Origin of the sequence: Streptomyces sp. NPDC090022, assembly GCF_044748145.1 — a bacterium.
Taxonomy (GTDB): domain Bacteria; phylum Actinomycetota; class Actinomycetes; order Streptomycetales; family Streptomycetaceae; genus Streptomyces.
On the sequence record NZ_JBIVFN010000011.1, the window covers coordinates 46,322 to 72,540 of the forward strand.

A 26,219-nucleotide genomic window follows, 5' to 3' on the forward strand; every position below is an offset into this window, starting at 1 on the left:
GTCAGGAGCAGGTCAGCTTGAACGTCGCCTGGTTCGACTTCTGAAGGATGTTGGGATTGAGGATCTCGATCTGTTCCCATCCTTCGACGACGGTCCCGGCCGGGTGCGGACCGCGCTGCCACGCGGTGGTGACCGTCTTGGTCTCCGGTCCGTCGAAGGTGAGGGTCTCCGCCTGCCCCTGCGCCTTGTCACTGCGGACCCATCGGTAGATGACCCGTCCCGCCTTGGTGGAGGTGATCGTTCCCACGGTCGTGATCGTGGCGAAGGGTTCGCACTTCACCGACCCGGTACTGGGCGAGGCGGACGCCGTGACGGTCGCAACCTCCGCCGGCTGCGTCGTCCCCTCGTTCTGGCCTCCCTTGCAGAACGCCTTCAGGGCGTCCTCGGCCCCCTTCGCGTGCCCCTTCTCGAAATTCGGATCGACCGCCGTCAACCCGGGCGCGGGCGGTTTGACCTCGCAGGACTTCCTGACCGCCTCGAAGGCGGCCTTGTAGCCGGCGGCGTACTGCCCCTCGGGCGTCCGCGGGTCGGTCTTCCCGTCCCCGGCCCCGGCCGGCTTGGAGCACTGCACCGGCCTGCCCTTGCCCGTGTGCACGGAGTACTGGCCGTAGCCCAGCCCCGTGACGTCGAAGCTCCCTTCCACGACGGGCACGCTCCTGTTGAAGCCCTTCGCCTTCACGGTGACCGACTTCAGTCCGCTGAACCCCTCGCCCGACAGGTCGTACTTCCCCTCGGCCCCGCCCTCCGCGAGCGCACATGCCCCACCGGCAGGCACGGCGGCGGACGCCGGGTGCGCGGCGACGGACGGAACGACGGCGATCGAGGAGACCAGTACGGGGGCGATGAGCGCCGAGAAACGTCTGCACCTCATCCTTCGTCCTCCTTGCCACGGATTTCGACCACGTGGCCACGGCGCGCGCTACGCACCACGCTACGCCGCTTCACAGACCGGGGCCCGCGCTGGCGGGAGCCCGGACGCGTCAGACAGCGAGCGGGGCTCCAGTCTGCGGCAGTCCCCACTGGGCGAGCGCCTTCCACCCGGTCATCGCGGCATCCGACCCGACCGTAAGCGAAGGGTCAGAGCCCCTGCCCGGCCTTGAGCCGCTCGATCTGCCGCAGAACGGGCTGCTCGCCGAGGCGGGGGTACGGCTCCCTCCCCGTCCCCACCATGTCGACGATGCACGCACCGACCCGGACCACGATGCGGTCGAGGATCTTGGCGGGCGCGCTGTGAACGGTGATCCGGATCCGGATCGCGTCCTCGGGGAACCCCGCCCCGTCGAGCTCCTCGTACCGCACGGTCGCCTTGTCGCCGTCGGAGCTGTCCGTGGGGCAGGCCTCGAGGGCCGAGCGCAGCCGCGCGAAGGTCGCCTCCGCATCCGCATGGGCCGCGAGGAAGGTCATCTGCGGCTGCCCGGGCTCGTCCGAGGGGAGGGCCTGGGTGATCGCGGCCTGGGCACCCCGCTGGCCGAGCAGGGCCCACATGGTGGCGCACGGGGTTTCCCCCTCACCGACGGGCCGCAGCTCGGCCGGGTGCACGTCCCGGACCTCGCCGGCCCCGCCCGGCTGCAGCACCATCTTCCGCAACCGCGCGGTGTCCGGAACGGCAGCCGCCGTCCCCGAGGACGGGTCGTCGGCCGGACCGCCCGTACAACCGGCGAGCAGCAGGCAGCCGGCGGCCACCGGGACAAGGACACGGCGTGTGAACATATCGAGGAGCCCCCCAGAATCGAGCGGACCAGGCGATCCGCCCCGCACTGTAGAGGTCCCCCGCCGCGCGACCTGCGACGGGCTGAGGTTTCATCCGGGGCTCGGGTCCGTCAGGTGTACGTCTTGATCATGTCGTTGATGAAGTGGCGTGTGTCGTGGGGGTTGAGGGCTTGCGCCTGAAGGTGGTCGTACATGATGTGGTACTGGCGCCGGTCGGAAGGTTTCTCCAGGTAGAGATCCCCGGTGAAGCGCTCCAGATAGACCACTCCCGCGTCGGTATCGGGAAACGTGAGGATGGAGAACTGGCCTGCGGCCCCGGGATGGGCGCCGGCGCTGTGCGGGAGCATCTGAACGGTGATGTGCGGCTGTGCACCGAGGGTGTTCAGGTGCTCCAGTTGCTCACGCATGACCTCGCGGTCGCCGACGATGCGGTGCAGTACGGATTCGTCCAGGACGACCCATAAGCGCAGTGGCCGGGCGGGGTGATGCGCGCGGTGCTGGCGCCGTAACCGCACCTCGAGACGGACTGCGGCCTGATCGGTCGGGGTGCACGGGACCGATCCCGCGATGACGGCCGCGGCGTAGGCACGGCTCTGCAGCAGGCCGGGAACCACCAGCGGCTCGTAGGAGTGGATGGCGGCGGCCTCTGTCTCCAGCCCGATGTACACGCCGTAGGGGACATCGCCGCAGGCGACCCACCAGCCCTGCCGGGCCGATTCCTTCGCCATGCGCATCAGCGAGTCGACCAACTCCCGCTCGGTGACTCCGTAGAGCCGGCACAGATCGCGCACATCACGCGGATTGATGGGGCGGCGACCGGTCTCGATGAGGCTGATCTTGGACTGTGACACGAGCAGGTGCTTCGCCACCTGCACGGACGTCATTCCCGCTGCCCGGCGGAGCCGGCGAAGCTCCGCGCCGAGGCGGCGCCTTCTGACCGTGGGACTTCCGTTCGCCGTCACGGGCGGTGCACCTCCAGCTCAAGGACCTCACGCAGGCCCCCCGCACCCCACGGCCGACATCGGCAGAAGGCATTCTCCATACCCGGCCTGTGACATGACGCATCTGCACCACGAGCACCACCTGTTCGGACTAACCCGGTGGCGGGGTTCGCAGCCATGAGGCGAGGAAGGAGCCGGGGGCACTGGCGATCCACGGGTCGCGGGGGGCCCGGGCGTCCGGTTCCTCCGCGTCCGGACAGCCCCGTATCCCTGGGAACCGGTAGGGGTCGAGTGTCGTGCTGGGCACCTTCGGGACCCGGGACAGGTGCCGCCACTCATTCATGCAAGAACCTCCGCGAGTGCGTCACTTGCGGTAAGGAGGCTGCGCTGCGCCTCTTCACCGTTACCGCTCCTGCAGGGCGTGGGCGCCGGCGGCGATGACGTCTGCGAGCCGGTGGGCGAGGTCCGTGCTGCACCCCCCGAGCCGGACCAGGCCACGGCAGCCCACCGGTCCGTCGTTGCCGAGGGAGGGAAGGACCAGGCCGGCGAGGGCCAGGGCGGCCCTGAGGTGTGCGGCGGCTTCCTCGCCGGCCTGGTACGCGGCGGCCTGGCGCCGCTCGTACCGGATCCGCTCGGCGCGGGCGAGATCGTGCAGCATGACGTGTTTCTCTCCATGGACGGGGCAACGGAGCGCTGAAGCGCGGCGCCGATCAGGTCGGTCGGGCACGGTTCGGTCGGCGATGCCCGGGTTGTGGCTGTTCAGCGCGGCAAACCCGTAGGACTGAGACCGTGACCTATCGGTTTCGATCTTCGTTCCTGAGATGCAAGTGACCACGCTCGTGGAAATCCGGGAAGGGACCGAGGTGTCCGAGAAGTCAGTGACGCTCGACTGCCGCGCGGCAACGGGTGCCCGGCTGCTGCCCGGGCAGAACCGCACGGCCCCCTCATGACCCGTAGCGGAATCTGTAGCCGGAGACGGAATGCCCGGCGGCCTTCTGATCCACCACCGGGTAGTCGGGAAGCGGGGTACCCGGGCCGCTAGGCGTGGCCGGGTGCCGGAGCGGGGGGATCGTCCGGTTGCGATGGCGCGGGACGGGATGGCGGGGTGGTCGTGTGAGTGTGATCTGGCGGACGAGTTGCTGGAAGCAGGCCAGGGCCGCGATGGGAGGCAGGGTGGCTGCCGCCAGCGCGGCGAACGTCCGGGGCGCCTGAGCCACGCAGAGAAGGGTGGCGAGGGTGGAGAACAGAAGGACGATGGCCCAGGAATGGATGGCGCGGCGTTGGTGTAGGGCGGCCCGGAGGATCGACAGGGAGGCGACCATCCAGGGGCCGTAGATCAGCAGGGGCCACCCGTTGACCACGTCGTGCGCGGTGCGCGGTCCGGCGCTGTGGCGCAGGGCGTCGGAGATGGCCAGACCACTGAAGATGCTCACCACGGCGGCGATGACGGCGACCAGCAGGGCGGAGAAGAGGCTGCTCGTCCGGAACAGGGTCATCACCGGGGCCTTCGGCGGAACCCGCCGGTGCCCGTGGGAGGCTTCCGGGCGCGGCCCCTTGAGGGTGCCCTGGGGCAGCCCGGCGGCGGCCGGGTCGCAGTTGTCGGCGAACCCGATCCGGCCGGGTGGCTCCGGCTGCCCCGCTCCCCTGGCTTCCTGAAGGAGGCAGGCGAGCTCCTCCGCCGGATCCCACGCGGAGTTCACCTCGCCCAGCCCGGGGAACGGCTGCCTGAGGGCTGCGAGCTGTTCGGTGTCCGGCCCCGCCCCCGGACCGCTATGGGCGCTCACGCCCGGGCCGGTATAGATGCCCGTGCCCGTGCCCGTACCGGAGTTGGTGCCGGCACCCGGCCAGAATGCGGGGGCTTCCGGTCGGACGTGGAAACCGTTCGCCTCGTGAGGGCCGTACTGCTCATACAAGGGAGGGCCGCCCGGAGAGCTCGCCGGGGGACGGCTTGACCGCGGCCATCTCCTGGGACCGTCGGACGAAATCGCTCTGGATCGCGCTCATCACCTCCAGGAAGTCCTCGAAAACCGAGGACGAGTAGTGAAGGTCCACGTCCCGCCCCTCAGCGTGCAGCGTCGCGTTCCCGTCCGGGGCCCAGTCCTTCGAGACCGGCGTATACGTCCACTTCCCCACCCTCGTGGCCCCTGCGCGGGCGTGGTGTCCGTCGTCTTCGGGACGCCGCGGAAACATTGCCGAGTGGTTTGCTGTTGTCATAGTCCACCCAACGCTCGGGACGCCGGGGAAGGTGTGCTCCATGCAGGTGAGGATGGCGGAACGGGCATGTGTTGACCGGGTTTCTTATCGGTTCTGCACATACGACGAACGTTCCGCGACCGCCCCTCAAAGCAGGTGGTCGGCCTTGCCGGCCTTGATGTCCCGGATCAGCGTGCGGAGCGCGTCCGCGCTGTCGCTGAGGTAGACGTCTTCCCGCCCGGCGACGGCGATGTAACTGTTGCCCAGCTCATCGGTCCCGAAGCGGTAGCAGTTGTTGCCCTCGCCGCAGAAGGCGTCTTCCCAGGTGATGTCTGCCATCGGTTTCCCCTCACAACAAGTGGTCGGCCTTGCCTGCCTTGATGTCGCGGATCAGGGCGCGGAGGGCGTCCCCACTGTCCGTGAGGTAGACGTCCTCCTGCCCGGCGACGGTGATGTAACTGTTGCCCAGCTCATCGGTCCCGAAGCGGTAGCAGCTCGCGCCTTCAGCGCAGAAGGCGTCTTCCCACGTGATGTCTGCCATCGGTCCCCTCAGATCTCGCGTGCGATGCGGTGAATGAAGTCCCGTGACGCGTCCACGGGCAAACTGAGGCGCTCCATCCAGTCCAGAAGCGCACGGTACTTCGCCAACTGGCTTTCGGCATGCAGGAAATCAGGCCCGTGCGCGCTGTCGATCTGCACGGTATCGAGGCGAGGCACGGAACCCTCCAGGTAGTTCACGGTCTGGCCCGCTCCAGGAACCCCGCCTGCCTCGAAGGGCAGGACGCGCACCTCGACGTTGTCACGCTCGGACATGAAGAGCAGGTGGTCCAGTTGCGTCCGGGTGACCTTCCGCCCGCCGAACTGCATGCGAAGGGCAGCCTCGTGAACCACTCCTACGTAGGCTGGGGCTGCCGGGCCATCAAGCACTTGCTGCCGCTCCATGCGGTGCGCGAGGCGCAATGCGACCTCCTGCTCGGGAAGCTGCGGAACGGCGAGCCGGAAGACAGCGAGAGCGTGATCGCTGGTCTGCAAGAGGCCGGGCATGTGTACGGAGTTGGCGTACCGCATACGAGTTGCATGGGCCTCCAGCTCTGCGATGTCGAGCATCGCAGAGCTCAGCGCTCCCCGATACCGCTCCCACCAACCCCGCTGCGCCGACGAAGCCATGGCGGCCAGCCCATCGATGTAGTCCTGGTCGGCACAGTCGCAGTGGCAGGCCAACGTGCGCAGCCGACTCGCGCTAATCGCTCTCAGCCCCTGCTCGATCGCCGAAAGCTGCGATCGACTGACGCCCAGCAAGCCTGCGGCTGATTCCGCAGAGACCGCAGCCGCGACGCGCATGCTCTTCAACTCCGCGCCCACACGCCGCTGTCGCTCCGTGGGAGAGGTCCTCGCTGTCATGCGTGCAGTCTGGCGGCTCGGGCACCGACCTGACCACGCTGGGGGGAATTTCTCGTTCTCGAGGGTGCAATTGAGCCCTCCACCCCTACAGTGTGTACCGAAGTGTTCACCCACCGGAGTTGAAGCGCATCGGCACCCCATGCCCGAACGTGCCGACAGGCCACGCCTCCCCCACCGCAAGGAGTCAGCGATGTCGTCCCTCACGGTCTGCGGAACCCCGCCCACCTCCCCCACGCCACCCTCCCCGTACACCCTCAGCTACAGCCTCACCCTCCCCGGCCAGCCGTACAGCGCGGGTGTAGCCCGTGACGCGGTCAGGACCGTGCTCCGCACCCACCACCTGACCCCGCTCATCCCCCTGACCCAGCAGGTCACCGCCGAACTGATGGCAGCCGGCTGGCACCACAGCCCCGGCGAGGACCTTTACCTCAGCCTCCGCTACCGCGACGACTCCCTCCGCGTGATCGTCTACGACTCCCACACCCCCCACACCCAGCCCCGCCTCGCCGCCCTCTGCGAGGCCCGCCGCCGCTCGCACCTCCGCGTCCTCGCCGCACTCGTCAAGGACTGCCGGGGCGACTGGGGCTTCGGCCCCGCCCGGGAACCCGGCGGCGGCACCCGGAGCTGGGCCAGGCTCCCCACCAGCCCCACCAGCCCCGCGAGCCCGCAGGCCGCCGGACGGCCGGAGCGCGTAGCGATCTGAGGCGCCCCGGCCGAGGGGGCTCCGCCCCGGGACCCGGGCCGTGGTGACGAGCCTGCCCGGACGAGGGCCGACGCGACTCCCCCTCGGTGCCGCTGGACCCCTCCCCCTGCCACTCCTTCGGTGCCTGCCCGACAGGCTGTTGGCTGGCGGGCAGACACCGCCGCCCCTGCACCCCCGGCCAGCGGAGACATACGTCTCTGCCCGCACGCACCACCGCCCGCCCGACCCCGTAGGGCCGGGCGGGCGACGTACGGCATACGGCGTACGACGTACCGCGGCGTCACGCCTTGCGGTGGTTCGCCGCCCTCGACGTGAACTCCGCGTCGCGCAGCACCCGCTGTGCGTTGTCCCACGCCAGCATCGCCAGGTCCGCCTCCGGCCAGCCGCGCTCCAGGAGTTCCGCGACCAGACGGGGGTAGCCCGAGGGATCGGTCAGACCCGCCGGATGCCCGTTGCCCGAGTTCCCGTTGCCCGAGTCGGCCCCGAAGGCCGCGCCCAGCCCCACACACTGGGGACCCGCCACCGAACGGACATGGTCCAGGTGATCGGCGACCGCGTGGAGCGAGTCACCGGTCTGGTCGGCGGCGAACGTCACCATCACCAGCCCGTTGGCCGCCCGCAGGGCGACGAGGACCTCGTCCGGAACGTTCGCCGGATGCGGGGTCAGCGCCGCCGCAGCCGTGTGCGAGATCACCACGGGCGCCCGCGACGCACCGGCGATCTGACACGCCACCTCCGGCCGGCACCCGGTGAGGTCGACCAGCATCGCCAGCCGGTTCATCTCCCGGATCACCTCGTGCCCGAAGGCCGTCAGGCCTTCCTGCGCCCAGGCCGCACCGGCCGGGGCGAGACTGCGTACACCCAGCGCGTGGAACGCGCGCAACGTACCGAGCCCGTCGGTCACACACGCCCCGTGCACGGGCCCCAGGAACGACGCGATACGCCCGCGGTTGCGCGCGTCCGCCATGTCGTCGGCGTTCAGCGCCAGCCGCATCTCGTCGGGATAGCGCCCGATCATCTCGTGCGCGAGGTCGATCTGTTCCAGGGTGTCGGCCACCACCCGGTCGCCCACGGACGACGTCAGCAGCGACCAGAACTGGGCGCCCACGGCACCCGCCCGCAACCGCGGAAGGTCGGTGTCCGTGTCGTGGTACGGCATCTGACGCAGCGTCCAGGCAAGGGTGTTGCACCCGTCCGCGACGGGATGCTCGGCCAGCAGCGCGGCGGCCCGCTCCAGGGCGCCGGTCACGACGGGGCCGGGGACGTCGGGCACTCCCACGGCGGGGAGGCCGTCCTCGGATTCATCCTGCAGGTCAGCCATGGCATTCGCTCCGGTCTCGGCGGCAGAAGCAGCAGGGAAACGAGAAAGCGGAAAGCTGTTGCCACGGTGTCATGCGGGGCGCGGGGGTTCTCGGCGGGTGTGGCATTCGGGTGGCGGACGCCGGGTCGCACCACGCGGACGCCACGTCGCGCAACGAAGAGGGGGCGGCCCGCCCGGGCCGCCCCCTCTTCCGTCCGAACCCTCCGTCCGAACCCTCCGTCCGAACCCTCCGTCCGGACCCGCCCTCACCGCTCTTACGGCGCCAGCACCGCGTTCGACGGCCCGCGCTCGTCCGACAGCCGCGCCGCGACCGCCTCCGCGTCCCGCAGCACCCGGACCGCGTTCGACCACGTCAGCTTGGCCAGGTCCGTGCGCGACCAGCCGCGCCCGAGCAGCTCCGCGACCAGGTTCGGGTAGCCCGCCACGTCGTCCAGGCCGGCCGGCGTGAAGGCCGTGCCGTCGTAGTCGCCGCCGATGCCGATGTGGTCCACGCCCGCGACCTCGCGCATGTGGTCCAGGTGGTCCGCCACCGTGGCCGCCGTCGCCACCGGCCGCGGCCGGCCCGCCTCGAAGGCGCGGTGCAGGGCCATCGCCTCCGGCCCGGTGTCCAGGTGGTGCAGGCCGTGCGCGCGCAGGTTCTCGTCCGCCGCCTGCGTCCACTCCACCGCTTCCTGGAGGATGAACTTCGGCACGAACGTCGCCATCGCCACGCCGCCGTTGGCCGGCAGCCGTCCCAGCACGTCGTCGGGGATGTTGCGCGGGTGGTCGCAGACCGCCAGCGCCGACGAGTGCGAGAAGATCACCGGCGCCTCGGAGGCGTCGAGGGCGTCCCGCATGGTCGTGGCCGCCACGTGCGAGAGGTCCACCAGCATGCCGATGCGGTTCATCTCGCGGACGACCTCGCGGCCGAAGTCCGTCAGACCCCCGTGCCGCGGTTCGTCCGTCGCCGAGTCCGCCCAGTCCACGTTGAAGTTGTGGGTGAGCGTCAGGTACCGCACGCCCAGCGTGTGCAGGGCGCGCAGGGTGGCGAGGGAGTTGTTGATGGAGTGGCCGCCCTCGGCGCCCATCAGGGAGGCGATCCGGCCGGAGGCCCGGGCGGCCTCCATGTCGTCGGCCGTCAGCGCCCGTACCAGATCCCCGGGATAACGGTCGATCAGCTGGCCGACCGCGTCCACCTGCTCCAGCGTGGCGCTGACCGCGTCGTCGCCCGCGAGTTCCGCGGTGACGTACACCGACCAGAACTGCGCGCCGACGCCGCCCGCCCGCAGCCGGGGGATGTCGGTGTGCAGGAACGCCGACTGGTCGGCCGCGATGTCGCGCTGCTCCAGGTCGTAGCGGACCTGCTTGCGCAGCGCCCACGGCAGGTCGTTGTGCCCGTCGACGACCGGGTGCTCCGCGAGCAGCGCCCGGGCCTCGTCGAGCCGGTCGCCGGCCGCGTCCGCACCGCTCACGGCAGGCCTCATCCCTGGGCCACCTTCGTCCGCAGCCGCTTGCCCTTCTCCGTGGCCTGGTCGTTGAGCTCCTGCTGGAACTCGACCATCCGGGCCATCAGGTCCGCGTCCTGCGTCGCCAGGATCCGCGCCGCCAGCAGCCCGGCATTGCGCGCGCCGCCGACCGAGACCGTGGCCACCGGCACCCCGGCCGGCATCTGGACGATCGACAGCAGCGAGTCCATGCCGTCGAGGTACCGCAGCGGGACCGGGACGCCGATGACCGGCAGCGGGGTGACCGAGGCGAGCATGCCGGGCAGGTGGGCGGCGCCGCCCGCGCCGGCGATGACCGCCTTCAGGCCGCGGCCCGCGGCCGCCTCGCCGTACGCGATCATCTCGCGCGGCATCCGGTGCGCGGAGACGACGTCGACCTCGTAGGGGATCTCGAACTCGTCCAGGGCCTGGGCCGCGGCCTCCATGACCGGCCAGTCCGAGTCCGAGCCCATGACGATGCCGACGACGGGAGCCTCGGGGGAGCCCCCGGTGCCGGTGCCGACGGTGGAGGTGGAGGTGGAGCTGGAGGTGCTCATTCGGTGATCGTTCCTCTGAGGTAGCCGGCCGCGTGACGTGCGCGCTCCAGCACATCGTCCAGGTCATCGCCGTAGGTGTTGACGTGGCCGACCTTGCGGCCGTGTTTCACGTCCTTGCCGTACATGTGGATCTTCACCTGCGGGTCGTGCGCCATGCAGTGCAGGTACGCCGCGTACATGTCGGGGTAGTCCCCGCCCAGCACGTTGGCCATGACCGTCCAGCGGGCCCGAGGGCGCGGGTCGCCCAGCGGCAGGTCCAGGACGGCCCGGACGTGGTTGGCGAACTGCGAGGTGACCGCGCCGTCCTGGGTCCAGTGGCCCGAGTTGTGCGGGCGCATGGCGAGCTCGTTGACCAGGATGCGGCCGTCGGTGGTCTCGAACAGCTCGACGGCCAGGTGACCCGTCACCCCGAGCTCCTTGGCGATGCGCAGGGCCAGCGTCTGGGCCTCGCCCGCCAGCTCCTCGGAGAGGTTCGGCGCGGGCGCGATGACGGTGTCGCAGACGCCGTCGACCTGGATGGACTCCACGACCGGGTACGCCACGGCCTGGCCGTGCGGGGAGCGGACGATGTTCGCCGCGAGCTCGCGGACGTACTCCACCTTCTCCTCGGCGAGCACGGGGACACCCGCCTTGAACGGCGCCTCGGCGTCGCCGGCCGTCCGCACGAACCACACGCCCTTGCCGTCGTAGCCGCCGCGCACGGTCTTGAGGATGACGGGGAAGCCGCCCACCTCCGCCGCGAACGCCACCACGTCGTCCGGATCGCTCACGATCCGGTGGCGGGGGCTGGGCGCGCCGATCTCGTCGAGTCTGGCGCGCATCACCCCCTTGTCCTGGGCGTGCACCAACGCGTCGGGCCCCGGGCGGACGGGGATGCCGTCCGCTTCCAGGGCCCGGAGGTGTTCGGTGGGTACGTGCTCGTGATCGAAGGTGATCACGTCGCAGCCGCGCGCGAAGGCGCGCAACGTCTCCAGATCGCGATAGTCGCCGATGACGACATCGCTCACGACCTGGGCCGCCGAGTCCTGTGGGGTGTCACTGAGGATCTTGAATCTGATGCCGAGGGGGATGCCCGCCTCGTGGGTCATGCGGGCGAGCTGTCCGCCGCCGACCATGCCGACTACCGGGAACGTCACTCCACCAGGGTATCCGCCGGTATTCGGCCATCCGGACCAGGCCCGGCGCGGCCTGCCGGGAGGGCGGCCGGCGGCCCGCCGGGACGGCCGCCGGGAGGGCCGCCGGGTGGTCGCGATCCGTGGACCGTGGGCCGCACGAGTGTCACAAGGCACACACGTTCCATCGGGCGGACACTTAGCATGGTCCGGTCGGCGCCCACGGCGCCCGGCACCCGACGACCGACAGGGACTGGCCATCACGTGAGTACGCCGAGAGCAGCGACGCTGGTCGAGCGCCTCCGCCCCGTCGCGCGGGAGGTCCTCAAGTTCGGCGCCGTCGGCGGTCTGGGCGTGGTGGTCAACTTCGGCGTCTTCAACCTGCTGCGCCACACCACCGACCTGGCGGTCGTACGCGCGAGTGCGATAGCCATCGCCGTGGCCATCGTCACGAACTACATAGGGTTCCGCTACTTCACCTACCGTGACCGCGACCGCCGCGGGCGCAGCCGTGAGCTGACCCTGTTCGTGCTGTTCAGCCTGGTCGGGATGGTCATCGAGAGCGGGGTGCTCTACGCGGCGACGTACGGGTTCGGCTGGGACGGCCCGCTGCAGAACAACGTGTTCAAGTTCCTGGGCATCGGTGTCGCCACCGTCTTCCGCTTCTGGTCCTACCGGACGTGGGTCTTCCGCACCCTCCCGGAACCCGAACCGGAGCTTGAGCCCGAGCCGGACCCCGCCCCCGACCCCGCCCCCGACCCCGCCCCCGTCACCCGTACGGCCCAACCGGTCCGCTAGCGCACCCGCCGCTAGCGCACCGGCCGCGACGCGTCCTGCGGTGCCTCCGGCGCCGTACGGCTGAGGAACAGCGCGAAGACCGGCGGCTGCGCCTGGAGCAGCTCCAGCCGCCCGCCGTCCGCCTCCGCGAGGTCCCGGGCGACGGCCAGGCCGATGCCCGTGGAGTTGCGGCCGCTGATGGCCCGCTCGAAGATCCGGTTGCCGAGGTCGGCCGGGACGCCCGGCCCCTCGTCGGTGACCTCGATGACCGCCTGGTTGCCGGTGACGCGCGTACGCAGAGCGACCGTGCCGCCCCCGTGCATGAGCGAGTTCTCGATCAGGGTGGCCAGCACCTGCGAGACCGCGCCGGGCGTGCCCACCGCGCGCATCCCGTGCTTGCCCGAGCGCACGATCGCCCGCCCGGCGCTGCGGTAGGCCGGGCGCCACTCCTCCACCTGCTGCTTGACGACCTCGTCGAGGTCGAAGGGGACCGCGGACCCCGTCCGGGGGTCCCGGGAGTTCGTCAGCAGCCGCTGGACCACGTCCGTGAGCCGCTCGACCTGGGTCAGGGCGATCGTCGCCTCCTCCCGTACGGTCTCCAGGTCGTCCGTGACCGTGATCTCCTCCAGCCGCATCGACAGCGCCGTGAGGGGCGTGCGCAGCTGGTGGGAGGCGTCCGCGGCCAGCCGGCGCTCGGCGGTCAGCATCCGCCCGATCCGCTCGGCGCTGGAGTCCAGTACGTCGGCCACCCGGTCGAGCTCGGGGACCCCGTACCGCTTGTGCCGCGGCCGCGGGTCGCCGGAGCCCAGCCGCTCGGCGGTCTCGGCGAGGTCGGTCAGCGGGGACGCCAGCCGGTTGGCCTGGCGTACGGCGAGCAGCACGGCCGCGATGACGGCCAGCAGCGCGACCGCGCCGACCACGGCCAGGGTGCGGCCGACCTCCTTGGTGACGGTGGAACGGGACTCCTCCACGGTGACGGTCTCGCCGTGCTCGCCGCGGGCGGTGCCCCGCAGGACGCCGTCGCCGACCGGTGCGCCGATCTCGACGGACGCCTGCCCGGGGACCTGGATGCGGGCGTGGCGGCCGGCGTCCAGCTGCTCGGCGAGCGCCTCGGCGTCCACCGGCTCCCGCTCCAGGACGTTGGCCTCGACCATGCCCAGCAGGCGCAGGGCCTCGGACTCGATCCGGTCCTGGGCGCTGCTGGTGATCGTCCGGGTCTCCACGATGACGAGGGAGACGCCGAAGACGGCGATCACGACGAGCACCACGGCGAGCGTGGAGTTGATCAGGCGGCGGCGCATGGCTGGGCTGGTGCTCTCAGCTCTTCTCGAAGCGGAAGCCGACACCGCGGACGGTGGCGATGTAGCGGGGGTTCGCCGCGTCGTCGCCGAGCTTCTTGCGCAGCCAGGAGATGTGCATGTCGAGGGTCTTGGTGGAGGACCACCAGGTGGTGTCCCAGACCTCGCGCATCAGCTGGTCGCGGGTGACGACCCGGCCGGCGTCGCGGACCAGGACCCGCAGCAGGTCGAACTCCTTCGCCGTGAGCTGGAGCTCCTCCTCCCCCATCCAGGCGCGGTGCGACTCGACGTCGATGCGCACCCCGTGGGTGGCGGGCGGCTGGACGGGCTCGGCGGCGCCGCGCCGGAGCAGGGCCCGGACCCGGGCGAGCAGCTCGGCGAGGCGGAAGGGCTTGGTCACGTAGTCGTCGGCGCCGGCGTCCAGCCCGACGACGGTGTCCACCTCGTCGGCGCGGGCGGTGAGCACCAGGATGGGGAAGCCGTGGCCCTCGGCGCGCAGCCGGCGGGCGACCTCCAGGCCGTCCATGCCGGGCAGGCCGAGGTCCAGGACGACAAGATCGACGCCGCCCTGCAGTCCCGCGTCCAGCGCGGTGGGGCCGTCCTCGCGGACCTCGACCTCGTACCCCTCCCGGCGCAGGGCGCGGGCCAGGGGTTCCGAGATGGATGCGTCGTCCTCGGCGAGCAGTACACGCGTCATGTGGGTGATGGTAGTCCGACGTGGCTCGCGGCAGGGGTGAGGTCGCACAGCCCTGGCGATCTGGGCTTATGGCCTCTTGACGGCCTTTGAATATGCCCACGCGGTTCCACGTTCACCTGTGATCCATCTCTCAAGTCCTTTCATATGCCGCAGTGTCGTGTCGTATGGTGGCGAGGCGTTCGATGCAGTAATCAAGGGATCTTTCTGCGTAAATTCGCGTAAAGATCTCGTTTTGCTGCTCACAACGTGAAAGTGAATGACCTGTGGGCCGGGCCTTGGCGCGCGACGAAGCGTGCCGCGGGTGTGGATCCCGGACGGCGGTGATCCGCTGCCCGGTGCCGGCCACCTCTCACCGGGCGCGGACCAGCTCACGAAGCGGCGGCGTCCCGAGCAAGCAAGGATCGACATGGCTTCCAGCCTGACCCAGGCCTCGCCGAGCGCAGCTCACGAGAAGACCTTCCTCGGCCACCCCATCGGCCTGGCCACGCTGTTCATGACCGAGATGTGGGAGCGGTTCTCCTACTACGGCATGCGTGCGCTGCTCGTTCTGTACTTGGTCTCCGGTGGCGTCGACGCCGCGACCGGCAGCCAGGGCGGCGGCCTCGGCTTCACGGCGGCGACGGCCACGGCGATCTACTCCGTGTACGTGGCCATGGTCTACCTGATGGCCATGCCCGGCGGCTGGTTCGGTGACCGTGTCTGGGGTGCCCGCAAGACGGTCGCCATCGCCAGCTTCGTGATCATGGCGGGCCACGTGGCACTCGCCGTGCCCGGCCAGCTCGCGTTCTTCGTCGGTCTGCTGCTGGTCGCGCTGGGCTCCGGTCTGCTGAAGGCCAACATCTCCACGATGGTCGGCCACCTCTACGACGGTGTGGACGACTCGCGCCGTGACAGCGGCTTCACGATCTTCTACATCGGCATCAACGTGGGTGCCCTCCTCGCCCCGATCGGCATCGGCATGGTCGGCGAGCTCGTGAACTGGCACCTGGGCTTCGCGCTCGCCGCCGTCGGCATGGGCATCGGCCTGCTGATCTTCCTGCTCGCCGGCCGCACCCTGAGCCCGAAGAGCAGCGTCGTCCCGAACCCGCTGACCGCCGCCGAGCGCAAGGCCGTGATCGTCAAGGCCCTCGCCGTCGTCGCCGTCATCGCCGTCTTCTACGGCGCCGTGGTCGCGGCGGACATGTTCACGATCAAGTGGGCGCTGTACCCGATCACCATCGCCGGTCTGGTCATCCCGGTCGCCGTCCTCGCCCGTATCAAGCGGGACAAGGACCTCACCGCCGTCGAGCAGACCCGGATGAGCGCCTACATCTGGTTCTTCGTGGCCGCCGCCGTCTTCTGGATGATCTACGACCAGGGTGGTTCGACGCTCTCGCTGTTCGGTGACAAGAACTCCGAGCGCAGCCTGTTCGGCTGGGAAGTCCCGACCACCATCTTCCAGTCGCTGAACCCGCTCTTCGTGGTGGCCCTGGCCCCCGTCTTCGCCGCCGTGTGGGTGGCGCTGGCGCGCCGCAACCGCGAGCCCAGCACCATCGTGAAGTTCTCGGCCGCCCTGATCATCGTCGGCGCCTCGTTCTTCGTCTTCGCGCTGCCGCTGAGCCAGACCGCCGGCAACGACACCAAGGTCACCATGTGGTGGCTCGTGCTCATCTTCCTGATGCACACGCTCGCCGAGCTGTGCCTCTCCCCGGTCGGCCTGTCGGTCACCACGAAGATGGCGCCGCAGAAGTACGGCTCCCAGATGATGGGCGTCTGGTTCCTGGCCGTCACCGCCGGTGACTGCATCACCGGTCTGCTCGGTCTGGCCGAGGTCCAGATGAACGGCGTCGGCGTGATCCTCTTCCAGGCGTTCGCCGCCGTCCTCGCCGGTGTCGCGATCTTCATGTACCGCAAGAAGGTCAACGCGCTGATGGGCGACATGAACTGACGCGTCCCACTCTGTAGGACAGACCGTCGGACGGCCCGGCACACCTGTGAGGTGTGCCGGGCCGTCCGCGTGTTCAGCGGGTGCCGCGCAGGCGGCGCCACGGGGTGAACGTGAAGACCGCGCCGCCGAGCAGGATCACGGTGCCGGCGACCAGGGCGAGCGCCCGCAGGCCGCCCTCGTCCTCGGCGCCGGTGTCCGCGAGGCCGCCGGTGGAGGCGGTGCCGCCGTCGCTCTGGGAGCCGGAGCCGCCCGGCTGGGCGGCGGTGTCCAGCTCCAGCGAGACGCCGCTGCCGGTGGCCTTGCAGGGCACGTTGATCGGCGCGCTGCCCGGGGCCATCGTGACGTCGATCGTCAGCTGGTCCGGGCTGAGCGTGACCTTGCCGCTCTTGCCGGGCTTGTAGGTGCCCGTCATGTCGCTCAGGCTCACCGGGGCGCCCTGCGGGATGGCCTCGGTGTTGGCGGGGCCGGTGACCTTGACCGTTCCGCTGTCGGCGCCGCCGAGCTTGACGTTCATGGACGGCTTGAGCGCGCCCGCCGGCAGGGCCATGGGGCTGGCCATGGCGCCCTTGGCGGTCTTGACCGTGAGGTCGTAGCTGCCGCCGTTCTTCTTGGCGTTGATCGTCACCGGGGTCTTGATGCCGCCGGGGACCACCGGGCCGCAGTCGAAGCTGACCTCGACGGGCTTGCCCGGGAAGTCGGTCTGACCGCCGCCACCGCCGCTGGTGGCGCCACCGGTCGAGGTCGAGCCGCCGGTCGTGGCGCCGGTCGTGGCGCCGCTGGTGGTTCCGCCGGTGGTGGTCGTGCCGCTCGTGGTGCCGCCGGTCGTCGTACCGCCGGTGGAGCCGCCGTCGGTGACCTTGATCGTCGCGCCGACCCCGGCGTCCTCCTTGGGCGAGCACTTGGTGACGAAGCCGCTGAAGTCGACGTCGTACTTGCCCGGCGTGATCGTGACGTCGCCGGCCTTGGTCAGCTTGATCCTGCCCTTCATGTCGGACATGACCATGGGGGCCTTCTTCGGGATGGGCGGGTTCTTGCGCTCGCCCTCCAGCTTGGCCTCCCCGCTCTGGGCGCCGCCCAGCTTCACGTAGCCGATGGGCTTGACCGTGTCCTTGGGCAGGTCCATCAGGTCGGTGTTGTTCGAGGCCGGCTTGGTCGTCTTCCAGACCACCTCGACCTCGTCGCCCACCTTGGCGGTGGCGGGCGCGGTGATCGAGACGGTGGTGGTGCCCTGGACCGGGCCACCGCCGCCGGCCGGCGGAACGCACTCCACCTTGTACGACACCTCGGCGGCCTGGGCGGGTGCCGCTGCCAGCAGGATTCCCGCTCCGCCGAGCATCAACGCGACCCCGGCCGCGCTCATCCTCCGTTGGATGCTCACGAATGTCCCTTCGTTGTCGGATGGTCCTGTGCCGGTGCGGACGGCTGTGCTGATCCCGGTGCGCTGTCCGGGGTGAACCACGGCAGGACCGCCGTGGTGGTCTGGGGGGCGCCGGGCGGGGACGGCGCGGTCCCCTCCTGCCCGGCGGCGGGTGCGGTACGGGGTCGGACCTTGTCGACGACGGCCATGCCGGTCCGGAAGAGGGCGGCCGGGACGACGATGCCCAGCAGCACCCAGAAGAGCAGGACGCCGTACGGGCGGTCGACGCCCCAGGGCTGGGCGGCCAGGACCTTCTCGCCGTACTTGAGGGAGACCGTGTAGTCGCCGTACGCGCCGGCGGTCAGCGCCACGTCCAGCTCGACGCGCGCCTTCTGGCCGGGCTGGATCGTGCCCTTCCACGGGGCCTCCTCCCACAGCGGGGCGAAGACGCCGTGGGCGGTGCCGAGCTGGAAGACGGGGTCCTTGACGGGGGCGGAGCCGAGGTTGCCGACCGTGACGACGAACTTCCGGGACGGCGGGGCGCCGAACCAGGTCAGGACGCCGTCGTCGCCCTGGAGCTCGACGCCGGTGAGCAGCGCCAGGCGGGCGGTACCGGACTCGGCGGGCAGCTCGGCGACCTCGTGATCGGTGATCTTGAACGGGGTGGCGACGGTGGACTGGTCGCCGTTGACCGAGGTCACGTCGACCACGCAGGGGCACGGCTTGGGCGGGGCGACGACGGGCAGCTGGGCGGCGAAGGCCCCGCCGGCGTCGACGGAGACGGCCACCCCGTCGGCGTTGGCGCAGCTGTTGGTGCCGCCGATCATGTTCTGCCCGCAGAGCAGCAGCATCACCATGGTCCCGGCGGGCCAGCCGGTACCGGTGACGGTCAGCGCGGTCCCCTTGGCGGCCTCCTGGAGGGACAACGACACGGCCGGCTCGGCGGCGGCCGCGGCCCGGGCGCCCTGCGGGGCGCCGGCGAACGCCAGCGCGACGAGGCACGCGGCGACGATGGCCCGCACCACGCGCCACGGCGCGGACCTGGGCGGCGCCGACGTTCGACCGGCCGCCGTGGGCGTGGGGGCCGACGCGGTCCTGACCTTGCCGATCACCTGGCGGCTCCCGTCAACTCGTGCTCCGGTGCGGATGGCTGCCGCGGCTCCGGTTCCGCCGGGGGGCGGGAACGGCGGCCGCGGACGAGGAGGTGGGCGGCGTACGCGAAGCCGCCCAGGGCGAGCAGGCCGGCGCCCGTCCAGCCCGCCACGCCCCACGGCAGGAACCACGCCGACGCGGCGGCCCGCGCCCGCGCCCCGCCGGGGGCCGTGACCGTCAGGGTCAGCGCGACCCGGTCCAGGACCGGCGCCCCGGGCCAGGGCTCGGTCAGCTCGACCCGCTGGCCCGGCAGCAGCTCCACCGGCACCGCGCGCGAGGTCCGGCCGGGCACGTCGCCGAACAGGCCCCGCGCGTCGACCGTCAGCTGCGGGGCCAGCGCCACGTTCCCCCGGTTGACCAGGGCGTACGTGATGACGGCCGCCGCGCCCCGGCCGCGGACCCGGACGTCCTCGACCGTGAGCGCGGCCACCTGCGGGCCGCTGACCCGCAGGTGGACCCGTACCCCCGCCTCGTGGCCGCCCTCGGCGGCGACGACCGCGACCGGGTGGTCGCCGGGCGCGGCGGTGGGCGGCACGGTGACCGTGAAGGGGACCACGGCGCGCGTGCGGGGCGGGATCCGTACGGTGCCGGCGGCGCCGAAGCCGATCCAGGGGCCGGCCCCCTTCGACTCCCGGGGCGGGCGCACGGCGAAGGCGCCGTCCGCCGTGTTGTAGGCGTCGGCCCCGCGCAGGGTGATCACGCGCTCCTGATCGGTGGGGTTGGTGAGGGCGAGACGGTCCTCCAGCACGGTGCCGGGCACGCCTTGCAGGTAGAAGTACGGGCGGGCGGCGCCGGGCGTACCGCTGCCGGCGGCGGGCTCGGCCGTCCAGCCCGGACCGGTGGCAGCGGCCGGTCCGTCGGCCCTGGCGGAAGGGACGGCCGGCAGGAGGAGCGCGAGCGCGAGCAGCAGGACGGGCAGCAGGGCGGCGCGCGGCGGCGGTGCGGGGGGCATGGGCGGGGGGCGGCCGTTCAGGACCGGGCCCGGCGGCCGCGGCGGGTCAGCCAGAGCATCCCGGCGGCGCCGGAGAGGAGCACGGTGGCGCCGAGGGTGCCCAGCGCGAGGGCGGAGTCGGCGGGGCCGGTCTGCGGCAGGGTGTCGGTGGGGGCCTCGTCGTCGCCCTGCGCCGTACCGCCACCGCCGCCACCGCCGCCGCCACCGCCGCCGGCGGACGTCACGTCCAGCGTCAGGGACGGACCGGGGCTGTTGCCCGGGGTGCAGGTGGTCTCCGTCATCATCGCCTTGATGGTGAGGACACCGGCGGTGAAGGTGACCTTGCCGCTCTTCTTCGGGGTGTACGTGCCCGAGAGGTCGGAGATCTTGATCGGGGTGTTGGCGGGCGCGGCCTCGGCGTTCGGCGGTCCGGAGACCGGCACGCTCGCCTTCTCCGCGCCGTCCACCACGATCAGCGCGCTGGGGTTCATCGCGCCCTTGCCCAGCTCGATGGGGCTGGAGGACACGCCCTTCTGGAAGGACATCGTCAGCCGGTAGCCGTCGCCCTCCTTGACCGCCTTGATGTCGATGGGCGACACCGCGGACTTGTCGCCGATCGGGGTCTTGCAGTCGTACGCGACGTCGACGACGTCGGCGTGGGCGGCGGGAGCGGCGGCCAGCACCACCGCCGGTCCGGCCGCCAGCGCGGTGGCGAGCGCGAGCGCGGGCACCGTGGAGCGTTTGCGGTTGGACACCTTCGTCTTCCCCTCGGACCACCATTACCTGACGGCATATCAGATCGGTGGCTCAAGGTACGCCCGGGGCCTTACGGAGGGAAGACAAAGGACAGCCCGGGATTGGCGTCGCGTCAGTGGGCGCGGACCCCTCGCTGCCAGACGGCCGAGACCAGCGGGACGCCGGGCCGGTAGGCGAGGTGGACATGGCTCGGGGCGTCGAGCAGCGCCAGGTCGGCGCGCGCGCCGGGGGTCACGGCGCCGACGTCCGTACGGCGCAGGGCACGCGCACCGCCGGCGGTCGCGGCCCACAGGGCCTCGTCCGGCGTCATGTGCATGTCGCGGACGGCGAGGGCGATGCAGAACGGCATCGAACTGGTGTAGGAGGACCCCGGGTTGCAGTCGGTGGACAGCGCCACGGTCACGCCCGCGTCCAGCAGCCGGCGGGCGTCGGGCCACTGGGCGCGGGTGGAGAACTCGGCGCCGGGCAGCAGGGTGGCCACCGTACGGCCGCCGCTGCTCGCCAGGGCGTCGACGTCGGCGTCGGTGAGGTGGGTGCAGTGGTCGGCGGAGGCGGCCTCCAGCTCGACGGCGAGCTGCACGCCGGGGCCGTAGGTGAGCTGGTTGGCGTGGACGCGCGGGACCAGGCCGCGGGCGGCGCCGGCGGTGAGGATCGCGCGGGCCTGGTCGCCGTCGAAGGCGCCCTTCTCGCAGAAGACGTCCACCCAGCGGGCGTACGGGGCGCACGCGTCCAGCATCGGGCCGGTGACCAGGTCGACGTAGCCGGCCGGGTCCTCGGCGTAGTCCGGGGAGACGATGTGCGCGCCGAGGTAGGTGACCTCGTCGGTGTGCGCGGCGGCGATCCGCAGGGCGCGGGCCTCGTCCTCGACGGTGAGGCCGTAGCCGGACTTGGTCTCGAAGGTCGTGGTGCCCTGGCGGCGGGCCTCGTCGAGGTGGCGGACGAGGCCCGCCTCCAGCTCGGCGTCGGTGGCGGCGCGGGTGGCGGCGACGGTGGTGCGGATGCCGCCGGCGGAGTAGGCGCGGCCGGACATCCGGGCGTTGAACTCCTGGGTGCGGTCGCCCGCGAAGAGGAGGTGGCTGTGACTGTCGACGAAGCCGGGGATGAGGGCGCGGCCCTGCGCGTCGAACGACGCGTCGGCGGCGGGTGCCGTGGCGGCGGGGCCGACCCAGGCGACGGTCTCGCCGTCGACGACGACCGCGGCGTCCTGGATGAGGCCGAGGGGGCCGTTGCCCAGGGCGGGGTCGTTGGTGACGAGGCTGCCGATGTTGGTGATGACGGTGGTGGTCATGGGGTCCCTTCGGTTACTGGTTCCGGGGCCCGGCCCCGGGCCCGGTCGGGGGCTCCGCCCCCACGCCCCCGCGCCTCAAACGCCGGCGGGGCTGGGTTGGTGCCCCGGGCCTTTTCGGGGGCTCCGCCCCCGCGCCTCAAACGCCGGCGGGGCTGGGTTGGTGCCCGGCGGCGCTGGAATGGGCCCGCAGGGCTGGGATGCCGCGCAGCGGCATGTCCAGCCCGCGCGGCGTTTGAGCGCACGGGCGCGAAGCGCCCGTATGGGGGCCCGGGGGCGCAGCCCCCGATCCTTGAGCCCCGCCGACCACTGAGGCGCACCCATCCAGCCCCGCCGGCGATTGAGGCGCGGGACACGGTGGGGGCGGTCAGCCGCGGAGGGCGGCGATGGAAGCCGTCAGGGCGGTCGGGACGTCCGGGATCTGGGTGTGGGACCCGTCGCGGACGACGTGGCGGCCGCCGACCACCGTGTGGCGGACGTCCGACGCCGTCGCCGCGAAGACCGCCGTCTCGGCGCCGAGCCGCGGCAGGGGGCCGGCGGTGCGGACCGAGTCCAGGGCGACCGTGGTGAAGTCGGCGAGCGCGCCGGCCTCCAGGCGGCCGGCGTCGGGACGGCCCAGGGCCGCGTGGCCGTCGGCCGTCGCCGCCGTCAGCAGCGCGTTCGCCGTCCAGTGGCCCCGCGTACGGCTGCGCAGCCGCTCGTTGAGTTCCATCGCGCGCGCCTCCTCCAGCAGGTCGATCACCGCGTGGCTGTCGCTGCCGAGCGACAGCGGGCTGCCGGCGGCCTGCAGGCGGGTGGCCGGGCCGATGCCGTCGGCGAGGTCCCGTTCGGTGGTGGGGCACATGCACGTGCCGGTGGTGGTGCCGCCGAGCAGGGCGATGTCGGTGTCCGTCAGGTGCGTGTTGTGGACGCCGGTCGTGCGCGGGCCGAGCACCCCGTGGTCGGCCAGCAGCTGCGTCGGGGTCCGCCCGTGCGCGGCCTGGCAGGCGTCGTTCTCGGCGGTCTGCTCCGACAGGTGCACGTGCAGCGGGGCCCGCCGTTCCTCGGCCCAGCGCGCGACGGTGGCGAGCTGGTCGGCCGGAACGGCCCGTACGGAGTGGATCGCGGCGCCGATCAGGGCGTGCTCGCGCGGCTTGAGGGCGGCGGTGCGCTCGGCCCAGGCGTCCGCGGTGCCGTCGGAGAAGCGCAGCTGGTGGGCGTCGGGGTCCTTGCCGAAGCCGCTCGACAGGTACGCCGTGTCCAGCAGCGTGATCCGGATGCCGGCCTCGGCCGCGGCCTCGATCAGGGCCTCGCCCATGGCGTTGGGATCGGCGTACGGGGTGCCGCCGGGGGCGTGGTGGACGTAGTGGAACTCGCCCACGTTGGTGATGCCGGCCAGCGCCATCTCGGCGTACACGGCGCGGGCCAGCGCGAAGTAGCGGTCCGGGTCGAGGTTCTGGGCGACCCGGTACATGACCTCGCGCCAGGTCCAGAACGTGCCGGAGCCCACCTGCACGGTGCCGCGCAGGGCCCGGTGGAAGGCGTGGCTGTGCGCGTTGGCCAGGCCCGGCAGGGTCAGGCCGCGCAGCACCTCGGCGCCGGGCGGCGGGGTCTCGACCCCGCTCCGCACGGCGGCGATGCGGCCGTCGGCGGAGATGTCCAGGGCCACGCCCGGCTCGACACAGCTGCCGAGCCAGGCGTGCTCCAGCCAGTACGTCGTCAACGACATGCCAGGCCTTCCAGTACGTCGGCGAGGGCGAGGACACCCGCGACGCAGTCGTCCTCCTCGGCGGATTCCGCCGGGGAGTGCGAGACGCCGGTGGGGTTGCGCACGAACAGCATCGCGGTCGGGACGGCCGCGGAGAGGATCCCGGCGTCGTGTCCCGCGCCCGTGCCCAGGACCGGCACGGAGCCGCCCAGGATCCGGTTGATCTCGTCGCGCAGGGCGTGCCCGAACTCGATCTCCGGGGTGAAGGACTCGCGGACGACGGCCAGGTCGACGCCGTCCCGGGCGGCGTGCTCCTGGGCGGCCTTCTCGACGGCCGTGACGACCGTGTCGAGGGTGGCCTGGTCGGCGGCGCGGGAGTCGAGCCAGCCGCGCACCAGGGACGGGATGGCGTTGACCCCGTTGGGCTCGACGGCGATCTTGCCGAAGGTCGCGACGGCGCCTGCGAGGGCGGCCTCGGTGCGGGCGGCCAGGACGGTCGCCGCGTACGTGAGCATCGGGTCGCGGCGGTCCACCAGGCGGGTGGTGCCGGCGTGGTTGGCCTCGCCGCGGAAGTCGAAGCGCCAGCGGCCGTGCGGCCAGATCGCGGAGGCGATGCCGACCCGGTCGCCCGTCAGGTCCAGGGCCCGGCCCTGTTCGACGTGCAGTTCGACGAAGGCGCCGATGCGGGCGAGGCGTTCGGGGTCGGCCCCGATGGCCTCGGGGTCGTACCCGGCGGCCTCCATGGCCTGGGGCAGGCCGACGCCGTCCCCGTCGCGCAGCGCGAAGGCCTTCTCCTTGGTCAGCTGGCCGGCGGCGAGCCGGGAGCCGACACAGGCGAGACCGAACCGGGCGCCCTCCTCGTCACCGAAGTTGGTGATGGCCAGCGGCCGGGTGATCTCCGTTCCCCTGCGGCGGAGCTCGTCCAGCGCGGCGAAGGAGGACACCACGCCGAGCGGGCCGTCGAAGGCGCCGCCGTCGGGTACGGAGTCCAGGTGCGAGCCGGTGACGACGGCGTCCCCGGCGAGGGGGTCGCCGAGCCAGGCCCACTGGTTGCCGTTGCGGTCGACCTCGTAGGTGAGGCTGCGCGCCTCGGCCTGGGCCCGGAACCAGGCCCGGCAGTCGGCGTCGGCGCCGGTCCAGGCGAAGCGGCGGTAGCCGCCGGTGCCGCTGTCGCGGCCGACCGGCCGGAGCTCGGCCCACATCTGGTGGAACGAGGCTCCGGCGGCGGGGACGTGCTGGGTCACGCGGAGTCACCCTCACGCATGGGGACGCGGACGCCGCGCTCGTCGGCGACGGACTCGGCGATGTCGTAGCCGGCGTCGACGTGGCGGATGACACCCATGCCCGGGTCGTTGGTCAGGACGCGGCGGATCTTCTCGCCGGCGAGCGGGGTGCCGTCGGCCACGGTGACCTGGCCGGCGTGGATGGAGCGGCCCATGCCGACGCCGCCGCCGTGGTGGATGGAGACCCAGGACGCGCCGGAGGCGACGTTGACCATGGCGTTGAGCAGCGGCCAGTCGGCGATGGCGTCGGAGCCGTCGAGCATGGCCTCGGTCTCGCGGTACGGGGAGGCGACGGAGCCGCAGTCGAGGTGGTCGCGGCCGATCGCGAGGGGGGCGGCCAGTTCGCCGCTCGCCACCATGTCGTTGAAGCGCTCGCCGGCCCGGTCGCGCTCGCCGTAGCCGAGCCAGCAGATACGGGCGGGCAGGCCCTGGAAGTGGACGCGCTCGCCGGCCATCTTGATCCAGCGGTGCAGCGACTCGTTCTCGGGGAACAGCTCCAGCATCGCCTTGTCGGTCTTGGCGATGTCGGAGGCCTCGCCGGACAGGGCGGCCCAGCGGAAGGGGCCCTTGCCCTCGCAGAACAGCGGGCGGATGTAGGCGGGGACGAAGCCGGGGAAGGCGAACGCGCGGTCGTAGCCGGCCAGCTGGGCCTCGCCGCGGATGGAGTTGCCGTAGTCGAAGACCTCGGCGCCGGCGTCCATGAAGCCGACCATGGCCTCGACGTGCCGGGCCATGGACTCGCGGGCCCGGGTGGTGAAGCCGGCCGGGTCCTTGGCGGCGTAGGAGGCCATGTCGTCGAAGTCGACGCCGACGGGGAGGTAGGACAGCGGGTCGTGGGCCGAGGTCTGGTCGGTCACGATGTCGATCGGGGCGCCCTCGGCCAGCATCTGCGGCAGCAGCTCGGCGGCGTTGCCGAGGAGCCCGATGGAGAGCGGCTTGCGCTGGTCACGGGCCTCGACGGCGAGCTGGAGGGCGTGCGCGAGGCTGTCGGCCCTCACGTCCAGGTAGCGGTGCTCGATGCGGCGCTCGATGGCGCGCGGGTCGACGTCGACGCAGATCGCGACGCCGTCGTTCATCGTCACGGCCAGCGGCTGGGCGCCGCCCATGCCGCCGAGGCCGGCGGTCAGGGTGATGGTGCCGGCCAGCGTCCCGCCGAACTTCTTGGCTGCGACGGCGGCGAAGGTCTCGTACGTGCCCTGGAGGATGCCCTGGGTGCCGATGTAGATCCACGAACCGGCGGTCATCTGGCCGTACATGGTCAGGCCCAGGTGCTCCAGACGGCGGAACTCCTCCCAGTTGGCCCAGTCGCCGACCAGGTTGGAGTTGGCGAGCAGTACGCGCGGGGCCCACTCGTGGGTCTGCATCACGCCGACCGGGCGGCCGGACTGGACGAGCATCGTCTCGTCCTGCTTGAGGGTCCGCAGCGTGCGCACCATCGCGTCGAAGGAGCGCCAGTCGCGGGCCGCCTTGCCGGTGCCGCCGTAGACGACGAGCTTGTCGGGGTGCTCGGCGACCTCGGGGTCCAGGTTGTTCTGGAGCATCCTCAGGGCGGCCTCCTGCTGCCATCCCAGGGTGCTGAGCTCGGTGCCGCGCGCGGCCCGTACGGGGCGGGGTCCTGACATGGCGGTGCCTCCTGACGATGTTGGTCAATCCATTCACATCCTTCCT

General features: G+C 71.9%; 26 protein-coding genes. 3 read left to right on the forward strand and 23 right to left on the reverse strand.

Annotated features, from left to right (window positions below; genetic code table 11):
- Position 1: 1 nt before the first annotated feature.
- The 9 genes from ACIPXB_RS20575 to ACIPXB_RS20615 all read right to left on the reverse strand — a co-directional run bounded on the left by ACIPXB_RS20575 (position 2) and on the right by ACIPXB_RS20615 (position 6,245).
- Positions 2-871, reverse strand: a complete 870-nt coding sequence (locus ACIPXB_RS20575) for a hypothetical protein (protein ID WP_401451846.1) — start codon at positions 869-871, stop codon at positions 2-4.
- Between the two features lie 206 nt (positions 872-1,077).
- On the reverse strand, positions 1,078-1,710 hold the full coding sequence (locus ACIPXB_RS20580; protein ID WP_401451848.1) for a hypothetical protein: 633 nt from the start codon (positions 1,708-1,710) through the stop codon (positions 1,078-1,080).
- A gap of 110 nt (positions 1,711-1,820) precedes the next feature.
- Entirely contained in the window at positions 1,821-2,672 is an 852-nt protein-coding gene (locus ACIPXB_RS20585; protein WP_401451850.1) for a helix-turn-helix domain-containing protein, read from the reverse strand.
- Positions 2,673-3,054: 382 nt separating this feature from the next.
- Positions 3,055-3,309: a hypothetical protein gene (locus ACIPXB_RS20590; protein WP_401451852.1), complete on the reverse strand. Its 255-nt coding sequence runs from the start codon at positions 3,307-3,309 to the stop codon at positions 3,055-3,057.
- A 286-nt stretch (positions 3,310-3,595) separates the two neighbouring features.
- Positions 3,596-4,435: a hypothetical protein gene (locus ACIPXB_RS20595; RefSeq protein ID WP_401451855.1), complete on the reverse strand. Its 840-nt coding sequence runs from the start codon at positions 4,433-4,435 to the stop codon at positions 3,596-3,598.
- A 121-nt stretch (positions 4,436-4,556) separates the two neighbouring features.
- Positions 4,557-4,703, reverse strand: coding sequence for a hypothetical protein (locus tag ACIPXB_RS20600; RefSeq protein WP_401451857.1), 147 nt, complete (start codon positions 4,701-4,703; stop codon positions 4,557-4,559).
- A 288-nt stretch (positions 4,704-4,991) separates the two neighbouring features.
- Positions 4,992-5,183, reverse strand: a complete 192-nt coding sequence (locus ACIPXB_RS20605) for a hypothetical protein (RefSeq protein ID WP_401451860.1) — start codon at positions 5,181-5,183, stop codon at positions 4,992-4,994.
- A gap of 10 nt (positions 5,184-5,193) precedes the next feature.
- Positions 5,194-5,385, reverse strand: coding sequence for a hypothetical protein (locus tag ACIPXB_RS20610; RefSeq protein WP_401451863.1), 192 nt, complete (start codon positions 5,383-5,385; stop codon positions 5,194-5,196).
- An 8-nt stretch (positions 5,386-5,393) separates the two neighbouring features.
- Positions 5,394-6,245 carry a helix-turn-helix domain-containing protein gene (locus ACIPXB_RS20615; RefSeq protein WP_401451866.1) on the reverse strand — a complete coding sequence of 284 codons (852 nt, stop codon included), beginning with the start codon at positions 6,243-6,245 and terminating at the stop codon, positions 5,394-5,396.
- Between the two features lie 190 nt (positions 6,246-6,435).
- Here ACIPXB_RS20615 and ACIPXB_RS20620 point away from each other — a divergent pair, with 190 nt between their 5' ends.
- Positions 6,436-6,948, forward strand: a complete 513-nt coding sequence (locus tag ACIPXB_RS20620) for an ATP-binding protein (protein WP_401451869.1) — start codon at positions 6,436-6,438, stop codon at positions 6,946-6,948.
- A gap of 280 nt (positions 6,949-7,228) precedes the next feature.
- Here ACIPXB_RS20620 and ACIPXB_RS20625 read toward each other — a convergent pair whose 3' ends face one another.
- The 4 genes from ACIPXB_RS20625 to ACIPXB_RS20640 form a co-directional block, all read right to left on the reverse strand.
- Complete coding sequence (locus tag ACIPXB_RS20625) at positions 7,229-8,269, reverse strand: membrane dipeptidase (protein ID WP_401451872.1); 1,041 nt, start codon at positions 8,267-8,269, stop codon at positions 7,229-7,231.
- A 254-nt stretch (positions 8,270-8,523) separates the two neighbouring features.
- Positions 8,524-9,732, reverse strand: coding sequence for a dipeptidase (locus ACIPXB_RS20630; RefSeq protein ID WP_401451875.1), 1,209 nt, complete (start codon positions 9,730-9,732; stop codon positions 8,524-8,526).
- Positions 9,729-10,205, reverse strand: coding sequence for a 5-(carboxyamino)imidazole ribonucleotide mutase (gene purE, locus ACIPXB_RS20635; RefSeq protein WP_401452153.1), 477 nt, complete (start codon positions 10,203-10,205; stop codon positions 9,729-9,731). The genes ACIPXB_RS20630 and purE overlap by 4 nt, the downstream gene beginning before the upstream one ends.
- Before the next feature lie 80 nt (positions 10,206-10,285).
- Positions 10,286-11,425, reverse strand: coding sequence for a 5-(carboxyamino)imidazole ribonucleotide synthase (locus tag ACIPXB_RS20640; protein WP_401451878.1), 1,140 nt, complete (start codon positions 11,423-11,425; stop codon positions 10,286-10,288).
- Between the two features lie 240 nt (positions 11,426-11,665).
- Here ACIPXB_RS20640 and ACIPXB_RS20645 point away from each other — a divergent pair, with 240 nt between their 5' ends.
- The gene (locus tag ACIPXB_RS20645; RefSeq protein WP_401451881.1) at positions 11,666-12,199 is read left to right on the forward strand and encodes a GtrA family protein; all 534 of its coding nucleotides are present in this window, start codon (positions 11,666-11,668) and stop codon (positions 12,197-12,199) included.
- Positions 12,200-12,210: 11 nt separating this feature from the next.
- Here ACIPXB_RS20645 and ACIPXB_RS20650 read toward each other — a convergent pair whose 3' ends face one another.
- Positions 12,211-13,479, reverse strand: a complete 1,269-nt coding sequence (locus ACIPXB_RS20650) for an ATP-binding protein (RefSeq protein WP_401451884.1) — start codon at positions 13,477-13,479, stop codon at positions 12,211-12,213.
- 16 nt (positions 13,480-13,495) lie between these two features.
- On the reverse strand, positions 13,496-14,173 hold the full coding sequence (locus ACIPXB_RS20655; protein WP_389473172.1) for a response regulator transcription factor: 678 nt from the start codon (positions 14,171-14,173) through the stop codon (positions 13,496-13,498).
- A gap of 406 nt (positions 14,174-14,579) precedes the next feature.
- Between ACIPXB_RS20655 and ACIPXB_RS20660 the strand changes: the two genes are divergently transcribed.
- Complete coding sequence (locus ACIPXB_RS20660) at positions 14,580-16,100, forward strand: peptide MFS transporter (protein WP_401451888.1); 1,521 nt, start codon at positions 14,580-14,582, stop codon at positions 16,098-16,100.
- Positions 16,101-16,173: 73 nt separating this feature from the next.
- Here ACIPXB_RS20660 and ACIPXB_RS20665 read toward each other — a convergent pair whose 3' ends face one another.
- The 8 genes from ACIPXB_RS20665 to hutU all read right to left on the reverse strand — a co-directional run bounded on the left by ACIPXB_RS20665 (position 16,174) and on the right by hutU (position 26,173).
- A complete protein-coding gene (locus tag ACIPXB_RS20665) occupies positions 16,174-17,460 on the reverse strand; it encodes a hypothetical protein (protein WP_401452155.1) in 1,287 nt (428 codons plus the stop codon).
- Positions 17,461-17,474: 14 nt separating this feature from the next.
- Positions 17,475-18,569 carry a neocarzinostatin apoprotein domain-containing protein gene (locus ACIPXB_RS20670; protein ID WP_401451891.1) on the reverse strand — a complete coding sequence of 365 codons (1,095 nt, stop codon included), beginning with the start codon at positions 18,567-18,569 and terminating at the stop codon, positions 17,475-17,477.
- Entirely contained in the window at positions 18,566-19,561 is a 996-nt protein-coding gene (locus ACIPXB_RS20675) for a hypothetical protein (protein ID WP_401451894.1), read from the reverse strand. The genes ACIPXB_RS20670 and ACIPXB_RS20675 overlap by 4 nt, the downstream gene beginning before the upstream one ends.
- A gap of 17 nt (positions 19,562-19,578) precedes the next feature.
- On the reverse strand, positions 19,579-20,295 hold the full coding sequence (locus tag ACIPXB_RS20680; protein WP_401451897.1) for an LPXTG cell wall anchor domain-containing protein: 717 nt from the start codon (positions 20,293-20,295) through the stop codon (positions 19,579-19,581).
- Positions 20,296-20,408: 113 nt separating this feature from the next.
- Complete coding sequence (gene hutI / locus ACIPXB_RS20685; protein WP_401451900.1) at positions 20,409-21,584, reverse strand: imidazolonepropionase; 1,176 nt, start codon at positions 21,582-21,584, stop codon at positions 20,409-20,411.
- Between the two features lie 364 nt (positions 21,585-21,948).
- Positions 21,949-23,289 carry a formimidoylglutamate deiminase gene (locus ACIPXB_RS20690; protein WP_401451903.1) on the reverse strand — a complete coding sequence of 447 codons (1,341 nt, stop codon included), beginning with the start codon at positions 23,287-23,289 and terminating at the stop codon, positions 21,949-21,951.
- Positions 23,280-24,470: an allantoate amidohydrolase gene (locus tag ACIPXB_RS20695; protein ID WP_401452157.1), complete on the reverse strand. Its 1,191-nt coding sequence runs from the start codon at positions 24,468-24,470 to the stop codon at positions 23,280-23,282. The genes ACIPXB_RS20690 and ACIPXB_RS20695 overlap by 10 nt, the downstream gene beginning before the upstream one ends.
- Positions 24,471-24,508: 38 nt before the next feature.
- Complete coding sequence (hutU, locus tag ACIPXB_RS20700; protein WP_401451906.1) at positions 24,509-26,173, reverse strand: urocanate hydratase; 1,665 nt, start codon at positions 26,171-26,173, stop codon at positions 24,509-24,511.
- Between the last annotated feature and the right edge of the window lie 46 nt (positions 26,174-26,219).

Excerpts from the sequence above, each read along its gene's own strand:
- ACIPXB_RS20660 (WP_401451888.1), top strand. The coding sequence starts at position 14,580 with ATGGCTTCCAGCCTGACCCAGGCCTCGCCGAGCGCAGCTCACGAGAAG.
- purE (WP_401452153.1), bottom strand. The coding sequence starts at position 10,205 with ATGGGCTCGGACTCGGACTGGCCGGTCATGGAGGCCGCGGCCCAGGCC.
- hutU (WP_401451906.1), bottom strand. The coding sequence starts at position 26,173 with ATGTCAGGACCCCGCCCCGTACGGGCCGCGCGCGGCACCGAGCTCAGC.
- ACIPXB_RS20580 (WP_401451848.1), bottom strand. The coding sequence starts at position 1,710 with ATGTTCACACGCCGTGTCCTTGTCCCGGTGGCCGCCGGCTGCCTGCTG.
- ACIPXB_RS20665 (WP_401452155.1), bottom strand. The coding sequence starts at position 17,460 with ATGAGCGCGGCCGGGGTCGCGTTGATGCTCGGCGGAGCGGGAATCCTG.
- ACIPXB_RS20615 (WP_401451866.1), bottom strand. The coding sequence starts at position 6,245 with ATGACAGCGAGGACCTCTCCCACGGAGCGACAGCGGCGTGTGGGCGCG.
- ACIPXB_RS20650 (WP_401451884.1), bottom strand. The coding sequence starts at position 13,479 with ATGCGCCGCCGCCTGATCAACTCCACGCTCGCCGTGGTGCTCGTCGTG.
- hutI (WP_401451900.1), bottom strand. The coding sequence starts at position 21,584 with ATGACCACCACCGTCATCACCAACATCGGCAGCCTCGTCACCAACGAC.
- ACIPXB_RS20675 (WP_401451894.1), bottom strand. The coding sequence starts at position 19,561 with ATGCCCCCCGCACCGCCGCCGCGCGCCGCCCTGCTGCCCGTCCTGCTG.
- ACIPXB_RS20690 (WP_401451903.1), bottom strand. The coding sequence starts at position 23,289 with ATGTCGTTGACGACGTACTGGCTGGAGCACGCCTGGCTCGGCAGCTGT.
- ACIPXB_RS20695 (WP_401452157.1), bottom strand. The coding sequence starts at position 24,470 with ATGTGGGCCGAGCTCCGGCCGGTCGGCCGCGACAGCGGCACCGGCGGC.
- ACIPXB_RS20610 (WP_401451863.1), bottom strand. The coding sequence starts at position 5,385 with ATGGCAGACATCACGTGGGAAGACGCCTTCTGCGCTGAAGGCGCGAGC.
- ACIPXB_RS20590 (WP_401451852.1), bottom strand. The coding sequence starts at position 3,309 with ATGCTGCACGATCTCGCCCGCGCCGAGCGGATCCGGTACGAGCGGCGC.
- ACIPXB_RS20630 (WP_401451875.1), bottom strand. The coding sequence starts at position 9,732 with ATGAGGCCTGCCGTGAGCGGTGCGGACGCGGCCGGCGACCGGCTCGAC.
- ACIPXB_RS20605 (WP_401451860.1), bottom strand. The coding sequence starts at position 5,183 with ATGGCAGACATCACCTGGGAAGACGCCTTCTGCGGCGAGGGCAACAAC.
- ACIPXB_RS20575 (WP_401451846.1), bottom strand. The coding sequence starts at position 871 with ATGAGGTGCAGACGTTTCTCGGCGCTCATCGCCCCCGTACTGGTCTCC.
- ACIPXB_RS20620 (WP_401451869.1), top strand. The coding sequence starts at position 6,436 with ATGTCGTCCCTCACGGTCTGCGGAACCCCGCCCACCTCCCCCACGCCA.
- ACIPXB_RS20655 (WP_389473172.1), bottom strand. The coding sequence starts at position 14,173 with ATGACGCGTGTACTGCTCGCCGAGGACGACGCATCCATCTCGGAACCC.
- ACIPXB_RS20625 (WP_401451872.1), bottom strand. The coding sequence starts at position 8,269 with ATGGCTGACCTGCAGGATGAATCCGAGGACGGCCTCCCCGCCGTGGGA.